The sequence below is a fragment of the Rhizobium sp. RHZ02 genome (genome assembly GCF_014851575.1).
In the GTDB taxonomy this organism is placed as follows: Bacteria; Pseudomonadota; Alphaproteobacteria; order Rhizobiales; family Rhizobiaceae; genus Rhizobium; species Rhizobium altiplani.
Window position 1 is genome coordinate 29795 of sequence record NZ_JACUZX010000024.1, and the last position, 13038, is coordinate 42832.

Here is a 13038-nt window from a genome sequence, read left to right on the forward strand (position 1 = left end):
CTGGAATTTTTCGAGCGGTGCCTCACAACGCTAGCAATGATCCCAGCCGTAATAATAACGCGGCGAGAGGACGAGGTTGATCAACTCGTTGTTCCCCAGGTCCCTTCACGAAGAAATCCGGTGAGGATTTGGGATAGTCGACGGTACACCCTAGATCGGTAAAAGCCTTGTCGAGATAGATTTCCCACATGGACGAATTGAAGGTTGACGGAACTTCCTTGACGAATTTTTCCGCCTCACCTTTTCGGGTCGAGGATACCTGTTGCCCAGCTTTGAATTACCGGCACCACCTTGGCGTAGCGCGTATTGTTGCGGATTTCGTTGAAGCTACGATGGAGTTTGTCGTTCGGCAGTCTCGGCTCAAACAGGTCTATAATTCTTGAACGCAACTAACTCGAAGGGTTTTCAGGCCGAATGTTGAACGCTATGGCATGCGATATAGAAGGACACCTCATTAGTCCTTTGTCCTAGGACTGAGGACAGTAGGCGAGCTTTTCTTATTTTGTCAAATATAATCAATGTCATTTCTTAAGGGCCGGCATTGGAAGCCCACTCTGGCCGCGACGATATTGTCGACATCGCACGATCGCTGGCAAGGGCGGGGCGGTAGGGAGCGGAGTGGGTCGATCATACCGTCGTCGAGGTTATGAACGACGCTACTCATCCGAAATTGGGCAGGACCAACGGGGTTTCACTGGTCCTTGGAACGCACAAGCGCGCAGCGAAAAATCAGCCTATGCTCCTATCGCGGTTGATGCTTCAGTCGGTGGGCCGTGTATCCGCACGCGCCGAGCCGCACAGATGCGAAGATCATGTCGATTGGCATTTAGGCAAACCGAGCAATACTGAGGCCATGACCAGGTAATGAGGGGCGCACCGGGGCAGAAATCAAACTGCCCGCAAGCACGTCATTGGGCAACCTTGACAACGACGCGACGGCGAATGCAATCTGGTCGCACCCTGGTGGGTCGGGAGGCTGGAATGGCCGAACGAGACACGGCTACGGGTACGCTCGCTGCGACGGCCGCCTCCGACAAGCCGTTCGCGGTCGTTCCACTGTCCGTCGCTTTGCCCAAGGGCGGCGGCGCCATCCGGGGCATCGGTGAGAAGTTCGCGACTAACCCGGTGACGGGCACGGGTACCCTGAGCGTGCCGCTGGCCCTGAGCCCTGGCCGCTCGGGCTTCGGACCTTCGCTCGCCTTGGCGTACGACTCGGGCGCCGGCAATTCCCCGTGCGGTTTCGGCTGGGAGCTTGATCTTCCCGCCATCAGGCGCAAGACGGACAAGGGGCTGCCGCGCTACGAGGAAGCAACCGACAGCGACACCTTCACCCTGTCGGACGTCGAGGAACTGGTTCCCGAGTTTCGCAGAACACCCGGCGGCGAGCTGGCGCTCGAGGACGGCCGCCCCATCGTCCATGACGACGGCTGGGTAGTGCGGCGCTATCGCCCGCGGGTCGGCGCGCAGATCGCGCGGATCGAGCGGTGGACCAGGAGCGACAGTCCTCGCGATGTGCATTGGCGCTAGGAGGCAATGCTTTAAGAAAGGATGTAATACTTTGAATGCTGCCTGGCCATCGCATTTGTGCCCTTACGCAGATTACTCTAGATCAGCGCTCCAGAGTTCAATGTCTCCCACGTTAATTAAGCGCTCTTATCTAAATCCGCTGCTTAATTAAATTAAGTGCGCCTTGGTTAAATAACGGGCGCGGCTGATACTGGGTTATGTCAGATTCCCAATCCAAACATCGGTTGGGTCGTTTCGTCGAGACGATCGCTGCCAATGAAACAGTACGGGCGTTCGTAACACCACCGTTGCCGCCCGAGCCGGCGATTGATGTGCTTTCATTGCTGGAGCGTCTCAGCTTGGCCGAGCGCGCGCTCGGGCGCTTGGATGGTAGTCCTGAGCGGGCTGACAAACGAAATTGTCGTCAATCTCGTGAAGTTCAATGGGCTGATCGTTATCGCCGAGGACGGAAATGCCAATACCAATGAGGCCGACACGACATACACTCTGCAAGGTAGCGTACGCCTGGAACCTGATGATATGCGAGCAATCGCACGCCTGGTCCGGGGGGCAGACGGCGCAGTCGTGTGGTCGAGCGACTACGACGTCAATATAAAGGGTCGAAGCATTCTCGACGCCCAGATGGCCATCGCGCGATCAATCGCGGCGGCTGTGGCGGCCCCAGTCGGAGCGGGTGCGGAGGGCCCAGTAATGCCGAAAGTTGGAACCGGCAGCGTTCGGAGTTAGGCCCCTTTTTCGCCGCCGCATGAGCTTCAGTGAGGCGTGGGCAAGTTTTCGGGTTCCGACGACACGGGCGAACTTCAATCCACCATCGCTACTATTGGTGTGATGGCTGCGGCAGTAAGACCAGCGTGTGGTCGAGGATGTCTTGTGCGACAATACCCAAGGCGATGGGCTGCCATAAGGTGTACGATCACAGGTCAACGACAGCCGGGCGACTGCGCCTTGAACAGCTTCTGCTGCCGACCCTAAAAGCTGAAGGATTATAGCTGCGAAAGCGCCTTGTCGACGCGCTCGCGAGCCTTGTTCGGCAGCTTTCCGGACTTGATAGCCTCAAGGTTTGCGGGGGTATCACCCACCACCACAACCTCGACCATGCCCATAGAAAAATGCGGCGTGCACTTGATCACGTAAGCTCCCGGTACGGTGAAGGTCTGCTTCAGGTTCTCATTGACCTTGCTCTTGAAGGCTTCGGCGCCTTCAGGAATCATATCCTTTACGGTTTCGGCATTGTGCCCCTTGTCCATCGGCACAAAGGTCACAGTGTCGCCCGGCTTGATCTTAGTGAGTGCGGGCTCGAATACCATCACTCCGTCGGCCCCTTTGTTCATCATGTGAACCTCGAAATCGGCAGCTGCCGCCGGAACAGCGGTTGCCGCAAGCATAGATGCCGCGGTCAGATTTTTCAGAAGGCGCATGATCACGTACTCCTCTCGTGGTTGGTTGTTTGCGCTAGGGAAAAAGCGAGCGCGAGCCGTCGCGCCACCTCAGGCTCGCGTTTCGAAACGGTGATGGCCGCCGTCCGCCCGGACGAGGTCTGCCTGCACGTCTGGTCTGCGGTCAATCACCGATCGAATACTGGTCTCGTGCATCAAGCTGAATGCCGTCGACAAAGCATCTGCAGTGGTCGCATTGTCGGCGATGACCGTCACGCGCCTGTACAATGCAGCGGCTCCTCCGGTGTGAGGGTCGAGAATATGACCGAAGTGCTGTGCCTCATCGAAATGGAAGCCCGTCGCACTCGAGGTTGCGACTGCCTTGTTGGTGACTTCGAGAATCACGTCGGGAGACTCGTCCTGTCGCTCTGTGAGGCCGATCCGCCACGGCGTACCATTCTCCCTCGAACCTATCGCGCGGCTTTCTCCCATGTCGACAAGACTGCTAGTCACCCCGGCCCCTCTCAGCAATTCCACGATCCTGTCCGTGATGTAGCCTTGGGCAATGCCATTCAAAGTCACTGCCATCTTAGGTCGGGTCAGGATAATGCGATCCCTATTGAATTCGATGCCGTCGAAGCCCACGGCGTCGAGCGCATTTCTGATCTTTTCGGCCGGCGGGCCGGAGGGATCAGCTTCCGGCTGCATGAAGTGGTCGCGATATAAAGACCACAGTGGCTGCACAGTCGGATCGAATGCACCGCCGCTCATGGTCCAATATTCCTGGCAGGAGCCAAGCAAGGTCACCAGATCACGCGGAGGCGCGACTAGAGCACGGACCCTGTTCAATTCGGACAACGAGGATTCGTCGCGATAGAGACTGAACACGGCTTCCAGCCGGGCAACCTCGGCAACGACCGCATCGATCAACCGCGTGGCATGAACCTGGTTTTCGTGATTTAGAATAAGCGTTGCCGGTGCGCCGAGGGCTTGCCCGCTCCACCTGATGACTGTCGCCATAGGTTCCGCACGGGTCAGAAGGGGCAAGCCCGCCGTCGCGGCGATAATCGCAATAGCCCGGCGGCGAGTGTATCCTCTAGCCATGACCATGTCCCTCCAACTTCTTCTCGGGGTTTGTGGGGGTGGTGGTATCGGCATCGGCACCGCCTGAACCCAGCACGTAGGCCTGGGGGACATCACTGAATGCGACGACACGCCCGCCGTTCTTGACGGAAAATTGCCGTGCCGCTTCCTCCGTGGAGAAGGGGACCGCCTCTTCCGCCCCCATGCCGCCCCGCACGGAACTGCTGATGACGTAAAAGGCCTTTCGTGCGTCGATCCAGTTCGACTCACCTGGCTTTTCCCAACTCGGTGCCTTACTCATGTCGGATACATAGATTGCCGCGATGTCCTTCGGCTCTTCCGGTAGCATTGTGAAAGCCAGCGCGTCGCGGGCAGACGAGAACCAGATGGGTTCGGGAACTTGTGCATCGAGAATGATCTGGCCTTTCGGCCCGGGGTGTTCGAGCACGTTCATTCCGCAGTACCTGCCTACTGCTTCCGACGTCAGCGCGAACGGCGGCGGAGAGGCCCGTTGCTCCTCCCTGCACCCTCCAAGCAAAAAGGCCGACAATAGTATCCCGACCACCAAAGCGCGTGTCATAGCTCCCTCCTCGAAAATACGACCGCGGCAAGCGCGAGCGGCAATATGGTCCACGCGACAAGCGCTACAATCATCAATACGGCGTTAAGTCCGGAATGCTTTGCGACGCCGCCCAGGCCGGAAAGAGCGCTTGCGTCTCCAGACCCGAGGTTGAGCATCCGGTAGACGTCGGTTGGATTGAGCAGCAAGAACGTGTCCAGAAGACCGGAGGGAAGAGCGTGCCCCGCCGCCGCGACGAGTGCGCCGAGCAACGCCATGTCATAAATCAGGACGAACAGTAGCCAGATGCCGATGGCTATGCCGCCCGCCGTGCTCCGCTCGCTGACAATCGTGCTTGCCAGGTATCCGATAGCGACGAACACCGCACCCAAAAGCACGGACGACCCGATCATGGCGAGAAAGGCACGCCAACTGGCGGCGTCAATGTCAGGACTTGTGATCGCGAGGGCCAATGCGGCGGCACCGTAGCCGCAGAGTGTCGCGAAGGCGAGGATGGCGACATGCCCGAAGAACTTGCCGAGAATAACCTGATTGCGCCCGACCGGATAGCTTAAAAGCAGCTGCATGGTGCCGCGTTCCATCTCGCCCACGATCGCGTCGTGCGAGAGCAGGAGCGCGATCAACGGCACGAGAAAAATGGTGAGGCTGGATAGACTGACGATGACCACGTCGAGCTGGTTGACCCCGACGTTACCCGTCGGCGCGCTGCCCAGCGCAGTGAGGGTGAGCGCCAATGCTGCAAGGAGAAGTGTTGCCCCGAGCACCCACCGATTGCGCAACCCTTCCAGAATTTCCTTGCGGGCTACGATAAGGATGTTCTTCATTCGGCCGCCTTCCGCCCGCCAAGGAAATGGGCATAGAGATCGTCCAGTGTCGGCTCTACGAGGTGCACCCCGGCTACCTCCGCAGGATTGGCCGTGACCTCTCGAAGGAGTGCGACTTTGTCCTCCACCGTCACCTCGGTCTCGACCGTGTCGACACCTGTCTTCCTCCAGCCACTTCCAAATTTCCAATCGACCGGCGAACCACCGCCTGCAAGTTTCACGCTCACGCGGGTGGGCAAATGCGCAAGGGTTCGCAAAGTCTCCAGCGATCCATCGGCGACCTTCACGCCTTCGTTGACGATCACCACGCGATTGGCCCGTCCTTCAAGTTCGGTGAGTGCGTGCGACGAAAGAAGGATTGTGGTCCCAGCGGATCGCAGTTCGCCCAGGATATCGTAGAATCGTCGGCGAAGAGCCGGATCGAGGCCGCTCGTAGGCTCGTCCAGGAGCAGGACCCGCGGCTGGCCAAGCAGCGCCTGTGCCAGACCAAGTCTCTGCCGCATGCCCTTTGAATAGGTCCGGACCGGACGGTCGGCCGCAACCGCAGCCAGTCCAACCCGCTCAAGAAGCTCCGGCACCACGGAAACCTCAACCCGTTTCAGTCGCGCGTAGAAGGCCAAGGTTTCCCGCCCCGTCAAGGCCATGTGAAAGGACACGCTTTCCGGCAGGTAGCCGAGCCGCCTCCGAACCTCGAAATCGCCCTTGGCTGGGTCTTCGCCGAGAACAAGCACGTTGCCCGCGGAGGGGCGGATCAGGCCGAGCATAAGCTTGATCAATGTCGTCTTTCCGGCGCCGTTGTGGCCGACAAGCGCGACGGTTTCCCCTTCGTTGAGCTCGAAAGTAACGTCCCTGACCGCTTGGACGTTTCCATAGCGCTTGGCGACGCCTGAAATTGTTGCGGTCGGTGCTGTCATTGCACCGGCTCCTTTTGGGGGGGAGGTGCCATTAGGGGATGGCTGTCAACGACGCCCCCCGGCAGTAAGGCCGGGAACTGAGCCTGAGCCCAGCGGATGACCTGGACTGCGGGGCTGGTGGCCAGCACCTTCGCTTGGGGAGAGGTCCACATCACCTTGTCCATGACATCGTTCGGGCGGTAGGCGTTGTCGGCGATCCCGTCTCCATCGAGGTCGAACGCCGGATTGTCGCTCCAGTAGTTGCCACGGCCGTCCGCCGACCAATCGAGATACCGGGTTCCCACGTATTTGACCTGAGTGCGATTATTGATAAAGGCGTTTTCGCTCATAGAGTTGCCTTCTGATCCGGCCGTAAAGTGAATACCGATCGAACAACCTTCAAACCTGTTGCCCCTCAGTCGGTTGTTGTTGGCGTTGTAGATGAAAACGCACTTCTCCGGGCCCAGTCGCTCGCCCGAGAGGCTGACGTCGGGGCTCACTGGACTATCGTCTGAAGGCATTTTGTCAGCGGGGTCGCGGTTCCCGGCCGTTGTCCAGCGGCTCTGGGGCTGCATCCGCCCGATGACGGTGTTCTCCTCAATCTGCGATCCGTTGGCGAAGTTCAGCACGAGGCCATGATCGCGGTCTCCGTCAGACACATTGCCGATGATTTTCAGCTTGTTTGAGAACATGAGCGCGTAGCCGACTGCGTTCCCAGTAGACGTGTTGCCGCTGATCTCACTGTTGTTGGTGTACATGTAGTGAATCGCGAAACGAACGTCATGGAAGTTGTTGCCGCTGAACACATTGCGCTTGCTCGCGATGGTGAAGATGCCATCGCGGCCGAAGCTGACGTCGTTGCCGACGATCTTGGCACCCGGCGCATTCCAAACCGCGATGCCGGTGCCCAATTCGCTCAGGTGGCCCTTCTTCAGGCCGATGACCGTGTTGTTGCGGACCAAAGAATCGGTCGCCCCGTGGACGTAGATGCCGTAGAGGTTTCCAGTGACCTTGTTCCGTTCGATGAGCGCACCTTTCGCGTTCTCGGTCGCGAACACACCCGAGTCCGCGCCTTCGAGGTTCGTGCCCGATCCGCTGATCTCAAGGCCCCGGAGAACGACGCCCGCCGCGTCTATGGTAACGACGGTGCCTTTTCCGTCGCCTATGATCGCAGCCCCCGGCTCCCCTTCCACGGTCACAGGCTTGACGATCTTCACGGGACCCTTGTGCTTGCCTGGTTGCAGGGTAATGCGGTCCCTCGGCGATGCCGCCTCCAGGATCGCTGCCAGGTTATCGGCAGGTGTGACCATCCGCTCTGCGGCCTCGGCGGGGATGGCGATGGCGACCCAGAACGCCACCATCGCTATGATCGTCACGCGCACCATCATACCGACTTAGGTTCGACCATCATGCGACCTTTCATTTCCATGTGCATCGCATGGCAGAACCACGTGCAATAATACCAGTAGACACCGGGCTTGGCCGCCTTGAAGGTCACCGATGCCGTCGCCTGCGGCCCGATCTCCATGTTGATGCCGTAGTTGACGATGCAGAAGCCGTGCGTCAGGTCCTCGACCTCGTCGATATTGGTGACGTATACGGTCACCTCGTCGCCCTCCTTGACGGTGAAGGACGTCAGCCCGAACGCGGGAGCCGCGGACGTCATGTAAACCCGAACCTTGTCACCATCGCGAATGATTTCGGAGTCTACCATGAGGTCGATATTGTCCTTTTTGGCCTGAGCGACTGCGTCGGCGAAGAATGGGTCTTCGCGCTTCCACACATGGAGCGGATTGATCTTGGACGCATGCACGATCGTCGCGTCGTGCGGCTCGGCGAAGGAGGGGCCGTCGTGAACGAGCACCATTTCGTCGCCCGAGATGTCAATCAGCTGATCGCTCTCCGGCTTCAGTGGGCCGGCGTTGAGGTAGCGGTCCTTCGAGAACTTGTTGAGCGAGATGAGCCACTTGCCGTCAGCCTCCTTGGTCTGACCCATCGAGGAGTGGTTGTGTCCCGGCTGGTAGTGGACGTCCAGCTTCTGGCGGATAGGATTGACCTTCTCGCCTTTGAACGCCCGAATGGCGTCCTCGATGTTCCACTTGCACACTTGGCTGTCGAGGAACAGCGTGGTGTAGGCGTTTCCCCTCCCGTCGTAAGCCGTGTGCAGCGGCCCAAGCCCAAGTTCAGTTTCGGCGACGACTGTGTCGCGCGGCTCGATCTTGTCGTCGAAGAGGTCGTCGAACTTGCGCACGTCGAACACCGTGACGGTCGGTGAGAGCTTGCCGTTGGCCACGAAGTGGATCCCGTCCGGGGCCGTATTTATACCATGGGGACTGTTCGGGACCGGAATGTAGCGGGTGTACTTCGAACCGTGGGAGCCATCGATTACTGGAACGCCGCCGATTTCCTTGAAGTCACCGTTGGCGACCGCTTCTTCGATGCGTTTGAGGTTAAACACCACGACCCAGTCCAGGTCCTTGCTCATCATCTCTTCGAGGGTCACGCCGCCCTCTGAGTTGTAGCAGGTGGAATAGCAGTACTTGCCTTGATAGTCGGCATCGACGTTGTCGAGGTTGCCGTCCACGATGACCTGCCAGGCGACTTTCATCGTCTCGCCATCGACCGCGGTGAAGATGGAGCGGTACTGCTTCGGATCGTCCAGTACTTTGCCGTCGTTGGGGATCGGGACACCGTCTTCGCCATTGCAGAACACGTAGCCGGTCTTGGGGAACTTCTGGACGCGCAGGCCGTGCACGGTGTGCTGGTTTGGAAGCTCGATGATCTTGTCGCACTTCATGACGTCAAGGCGAATACGGCAGACCCGCGTGTTGGACTTGTCGTTGGCGAAGAGATAGCGGCCGTCGTAGGTGCCGTCCGTGAAGGATGGGTGCGGGTGGTGAAGGTCACCGTTCTGGTAGACGCCGCCGCGGTCTTTGAGAAACTCCACCGTCTCCGGCCGCATGTTCTCCGTAAGCACCTTCAGGCTCTCGTTCGTCTGACCCCATCCCGTGGCACTGCAACGGTTGAACACAGGAATGCGCATGATTTCGCGCATCGACGGAACACCGACGATGCGGACTTCGCCTGACTGGCCGCTCGAGAAGAAGGTGTAGTATTCGTCGAGCTCGCCAGGTTTGACCTCCCACTTTGCGCGTTCCTGGGCCATCGCTGGAGATGCCCCACCCGAAAGGCCCAACGCACCGCTGGCCGTCGCCGCTCCTGCGGCCGCAGCCACGGCAGTGGTCCCCAGTAGTTGACGTCTGTTGAAAAGGGGCAGTTTTTTGTCTTCATTCGACATGGTATTTGCCTCCTGGGGTGCGGCCCGCATACGTCGCGTGCCTATTTGACCGGTTCTCCATTATGAGTAACGAGCGTCTTTGGTGGTTTATTTTCTCCTCTCGATTCCGGAGTTGACAGCGCCATGAACTTTTCTCGCTTGAGCCGTACCTGGATCATGTGGGGACAGCGCTGGTCGTCATGGTAGAGTTCCTGGCAGTGCATGCAGTAGATGCACTCGTTGACGTTGATCGGGCCTTCAGGGTGTATCGCTTGCACCGGACATTCCTTCGCGCAACGCTGGCAGGGCGTTCCACATTCGGGCCAGCGCTTCAACCATTCGAACGTCCGGATACGACCTGGAATGGCAAGTGCCGCCCCAAGCGGGCAGAGGTAGCGGCAGTAGAACCGCTCGATAAAGAGGCTGGCCACGAGGAGTAGCAAAGCGAAGACAACGAATGGCCAGTCACGGATGAACTTCAGGATGATCGCGGTCTTGAACGGCTCGATCTCCGAGAGCATCTCCGCATAGGCCATCGAATAGAACGACATTCCGAAAAGCCCAAGGAAGGTCATGTATTTGATTGGCCAAAGACGCTCGTGAAGTCCCCACGGAACTTTCACCTGGGGTATTCTGAGGCGCTTCGCAGCCTGGCTCAGCAGCTCCTGCAGCGCACCGAACGGGCAGAGCCATCCGCAGTACGGACCGCGCCCCCAAAACAGCAGACCGGCCGCCACCGCGGCCCAAAGGATGAAAATCAACGGTGCCGCGAGGAAGAACTCCCAACTGAAATTGGTGACCAGCGCGTTCGTGAATGTTAGGACGTTGACAACCGACAGCTGGGCGTTCGCGTACCATCCGAGCCAGACGAGGGTGAAAACGAGATACCCGGTACGGATCCATCCGAACAGCTTCGGACGTTTGACCAGCCAGTCCTGGAAGAAGAAGATTGCCGTCAGGACGAGGAGCGCAGCGACGATGATCGCAATCGAGGCTCTGTTCATACCCCACATGCGCTTCCACAGCGGAGGCTCGCCGGGTTCCGGTTTCGCTTCCGCCGGATCGCTCTTCTCGGCGGCGGCGACCGGGACCTGCTCTTGCGAGGAGGTCTGCGTCACGGTGTAGTAGGTGGACGGAAGGGCGTATGGGATCGAATAGGGGATGACGGACTTGTCGCGCGCGCCCGTGCTGCTGCGTTGCACGAGCATTTCCAGCTCCCACGGCTCGGTCACCTCGAAGGAGAATTCCGGCGGCACAACGAACAGCGCTATCTCCCTCAGGCGTGGTGCGTCCGACGGCGCGAGAGCCGCGATCCTCGTATGGTCGCGATCGCGAAATCGCAAACCTTGCCCGCTCTGTAGCAATTCGACGCGATCGAAGATGCCGCCGCGGACGTAGGCGGAGCCTTTAAAGGAGTATGCCCCGTCTCCGGCCACGAGGATCGCGGACTGTCCCGGCTTGAGCTGGGTGGCGAGGCGCTGATACGCGACATCTCCAAGGAGCGTCTTGCCGATTGCGGGGACGCTCACAGGCGCAATGTATAGATCGATGAAACGGTCTTCCGGGTTCGCGGTTTCCGGGTGCGAAGCCGCTTCCGGATGTGAGGCCTCTTCAAAGGCCTTCGAAACCTCGCCAACCGTCAACCGCAGGCTCCGGACCGAGCCGTCACCGAGGAGGGTCTGCCAGTCGCTCGCCTGGTCTCTCGAAAGGTCGAGCGTTTTGACAACTGAAACAGGTCTAACACCTGCCGGACCGCTCGCGCCCAGGCGCTTGCTCCGGATGAGGTTGACGGCGGAGCGAACGACGCTGTCGCCCATGACGAGCACCGTGACGGTCGCTCCACTGACGATATCCACCTCCGGCGGGCGCTCAGCCCCGGAGGCTACCCTTCCAAGGTCTTTGCCGATAATCGAATTCAAGGCGGCGACGACTTTGGCCTGGGGAATTCCGACGAGGACGATCGGCTCGTGGTGTTCTATGAGCTTGAAGCCCCTGATAATTCCGGATGGATCGATGCCAACTGCGATGTGGATCGGCTTACCAGAATAGCCAACCGAACTGGTAAAATCGGAATTGAGGTAGACATACCCAAGCAGAACGTCACCTCGATAGACCGGCGCGATGGGGGGGTCTCCCACGGCGTCGCCGAAGCGGTCGGCACCCTCGAAAAGCTCGCTTGGCTGAACTCTTTCAAGAAAGGTGGGAAGCTGCCCGGCTGCGAATGCGGGGGTTGTGGACGAGAGGCCGACGAACGCGACCGCAAGCACGAGCATGCTTGCTAACCATGACGACCGAACTTTCTTTGAAAAGTTCATTGCGCTGGCCTTGGATTTCTTTGCAGTTCCGAGATGAGAATGTATCCTAACCTCGGCCGAAGACAACTCCTCGTTGGAAAAACGTACGCGTTTCAAATGGGCCCATATCCGGCAAGGGGAAGGCCTAACAGGAGTGGACTGCATGCCAGCAAAGACCTCCGATCCTTGGCATCTAGCGTCGTTGGACGAGCTTTTGGCGCTTGGTCGTGCCATGGAACAGGAAGCAATAGAAGGTTACCTCGCCCTCGGTCTTAGAATGACGGAGATGGGACACCCCGAGCTTGCGGCAGTGTTCGATGCGCTGGTCGCCGAGGAACAGGGGCACTTGAGCAAAGTGAATGAATGGGAGAAAGCACTCGGATGCAAAACACTTGCGGTTTCCGCCTATCCCCCGGAACACCTGTTCGATGACGAAGGAGCTGGGAAAGTGGCTCCCGAGATGTTGAGCGCCTACCGCGCTTTCTCGATAGCCGTTCGCAACGAGGAACGCGCGTTCGTGTTCTGGTCCTACGTCTCGGCCCATGCCGGGTCGGACGACGTTAGAGATGCAGCCGAACGAATGGCCCGGGAGGAACTCGGCCATGTTGCAACATTGAGACGCGAGCGACGACTGGCATTTCACCGGGAACGAGATCAAACTCTAACGGTCGACAAAGGCGATTTGCCGATGCTTGAGCAGATATTGTCTGGACAGCTCAGATCGTTGACGGAACTATCAAGGACAGACGGAGGCGACGACCTCCTGGCTCTTTCAAAAGAAGCCGAGCTGAGGTCGAGCTCGATGCGAGAATTCCCGCTACTTACCACTCCGCGCCCGGGGAAGGCGACACGAAAGGCGGTTGAAAGTGCTCTGCCGCTCTGCGAATTCCTAGCGGACTGCTACCTCGACATCGGAGATCGCGCGGCCGACGAGAAAGAGGCCGGTCGGGCCCGCGAGTTCGCCTCGCAGGTCATTCACTGCCTCCGGGCTCTTCGAGGGCGCCAACTCTAGTATGATACGAGGGACGTTCGATCCGAAACTAGAATTCTTTCCACAGAGGATGAACGGAAGATGGTGACGCCGTAGGCCATCGTCCATCGGAGCGATATTTTGCCCAAAGAGTAAGGGCGATACGCGGGGCGCTTTGGCGCTATCCATCACTAGCAAAACAAAAGCGCCCGCC

At 59.0% G+C, this 13038-nt stretch carries 11 protein-coding genes and 1 pseudogene; 4 read left to right on the top strand and 8 right to left on the bottom strand.

What is annotated here, in order from left to right:
• Positions 1–981 precede the first annotated feature (981 nt).
• From IB244_RS24715 to IB244_RS24720, 3 genes and pseudogenes are all read left to right on the top strand, one after another.
• Positions 982–1527, top strand: coding sequence for a SpvB/TcaC N-terminal domain-containing protein (locus IB244_RS24715; RefSeq protein WP_169681718.1), 546 nt, complete (start codon positions 982–984; stop codon positions 1525–1527).
• 197 nt (positions 1528–1724) lie between these two features.
• A pseudogene (locus tag IB244_RS32530) lies at positions 1725–1898 on the top strand (Fic family protein); the annotation flags it as partial.
• A complete protein-coding gene (locus IB244_RS24720) occupies positions 1894–2253 on the top strand; it encodes a hypothetical protein (protein WP_246733653.1) in 360 nt (119 codons plus the stop codon). The pseudogene IB244_RS32530 and the gene IB244_RS24720, both read left to right, overlap by 5 nt.
• 257 nt (positions 2254–2510) lie before the next feature.
• On the opposite strand, the gene IB244_RS24725 is transcribed toward IB244_RS24720, so the two are convergent.
• The 8 genes from IB244_RS24725 to IB244_RS24760 all read right to left on the bottom strand — a co-directional run bounded on the left by IB244_RS24725 (position 2511) and on the right by IB244_RS24760 (position 11833).
• The gene (locus IB244_RS24725) at positions 2511–2945 is read right to left on the bottom strand and encodes a pseudoazurin (RefSeq protein ID WP_169681717.1); all 435 of its coding nucleotides are present in this window, start codon (positions 2943–2945) and stop codon (positions 2511–2513) included.
• Between the two features lie 69 nt (positions 2946–3014).
• Positions 3015–4007 carry an FAD:protein FMN transferase gene (locus IB244_RS24730; protein ID WP_192305982.1) on the bottom strand — a complete coding sequence of 331 codons (993 nt, stop codon included), beginning with the start codon at positions 4005–4007 and terminating at the stop codon, positions 3015–3017.
• On the bottom strand, positions 4000–4566 hold the full coding sequence (locus IB244_RS24735) for a nitrous oxide reductase accessory protein NosL (RefSeq protein ID WP_169681715.1): 567 nt from the start codon (positions 4564–4566) through the stop codon (positions 4000–4002). The genes IB244_RS24730 and IB244_RS24735 overlap by 8 nt, the downstream gene beginning before the upstream one ends.
• The gene (locus IB244_RS24740; RefSeq protein WP_192241793.1) at positions 4563–5390 is read right to left on the bottom strand and encodes an ABC transporter permease; all 828 of its coding nucleotides are present in this window, start codon (positions 5388–5390) and stop codon (positions 4563–4565) included. The genes IB244_RS24735 and IB244_RS24740 overlap by 4 nt, the downstream gene beginning before the upstream one ends.
• A complete protein-coding gene (locus IB244_RS24745) occupies positions 5387–6304 on the bottom strand; it encodes an ABC transporter ATP-binding protein (protein ID WP_169681711.1) in 918 nt (305 codons plus the stop codon). The genes IB244_RS24740 and IB244_RS24745 overlap by 4 nt, the downstream gene beginning before the upstream one ends.
• Entirely contained in the window at positions 6301–7668 is a 1368-nt protein-coding gene (locus IB244_RS24750) for a nitrous oxide reductase family maturation protein NosD (RefSeq protein ID WP_246734644.1), read from the bottom strand. The genes IB244_RS24745 and IB244_RS24750 overlap by 4 nt, the downstream gene beginning before the upstream one ends.
• Positions 7668–9581, bottom strand: a complete 1914-nt coding sequence (gene nosZ / locus IB244_RS24755) for a TAT-dependent nitrous-oxide reductase (RefSeq protein ID WP_169681708.1) — start codon at positions 9579–9581, stop codon at positions 7668–7670. Before nosZ ends, IB244_RS24750 begins: the two co-directional genes overlap by 1 nt.
• Before the next feature lie 41 nt (positions 9582–9622).
• On the bottom strand, positions 9623–11833 hold the full coding sequence (locus IB244_RS24760; RefSeq protein ID WP_246733646.1) for a NosR/NirI family protein: 2211 nt from the start codon (positions 11831–11833) through the stop codon (positions 9623–9625).
• 184 nt (positions 11834–12017) lie between these two features.
• Between IB244_RS24760 and IB244_RS24765 the strand changes: the two genes are divergently transcribed.
• Positions 12018–12866 (top strand): ferritin-like domain-containing protein, encoded by an 849-nt coding sequence (locus IB244_RS24765; RefSeq protein ID WP_169681706.1) that lies wholly within the window; start codon positions 12018–12020, stop codon positions 12864–12866.
• Positions 12867–13038 lie beyond the last annotated feature (172 nt).

What these genes read in the sequence shown, in the direction of transcription:
- IB244_RS24760 (WP_246733646.1), bottom strand. Translation starts at nt 11,833, where the DNA reads ATGCTCGTGCTTGCGGTCGCGTTCGTCGGCCTCTCGTCCACAACCCCC.
- IB244_RS24740 (WP_192241793.1), bottom strand. Translation starts at nt 5,390, where the DNA reads ATGAAGAACATCCTTATCGTAGCCCGCAAGGAAATTCTGGAAGGGTTG.
- IB244_RS24715 (WP_169681718.1), top strand. Translation starts at nt 982, where the DNA reads ATGGCCGAACGAGACACGGCTACGGGTACGCTCGCTGCGACGGCCGCC.
- IB244_RS24725 (WP_169681717.1), bottom strand. Translation starts at nt 2,945, where the DNA reads ATGCGCCTTCTGAAAAATCTGACCGCGGCATCTATGCTTGCGGCAACC.
- IB244_RS24765 (WP_169681706.1), top strand. Translation starts at nt 12,018, where the DNA reads ATGCCAGCAAAGACCTCCGATCCTTGGCATCTAGCGTCGTTGGACGAG.
- IB244_RS24730 (WP_192305982.1), bottom strand. Translation starts at nt 4,007, where the DNA reads ATGGCTAGAGGATACACTCGCCGCCGGGCTATTGCGATTATCGCCGCG.
- IB244_RS24745 (WP_169681711.1), bottom strand. Translation starts at nt 6,304, where the DNA reads ATGACAGCACCGACCGCAACAATTTCAGGCGTCGCCAAGCGCTATGGA.
- IB244_RS24720 (WP_246733653.1), top strand. Translation starts at nt 1,894, where the DNA reads ATGGTAGTCCTGAGCGGGCTGACAAACGAAATTGTCGTCAATCTCGTG.
- nosZ (WP_169681708.1), bottom strand. Translation starts at nt 9,581, where the DNA reads ATGTCGAATGAAGACAAAAAACTGCCCCTTTTCAACAGACGTCAACTA.
- IB244_RS24750 (WP_246734644.1), bottom strand. Translation starts at nt 7,668, where the DNA reads ATGGTGCGCGTGACGATCATAGCGATGGTGGCGTTCTGGGTCGCCATC.
- IB244_RS24735 (WP_169681715.1), bottom strand. Translation starts at nt 4,566, where the DNA reads ATGACACGCGCTTTGGTGGTCGGGATACTATTGTCGGCCTTTTTGCTT.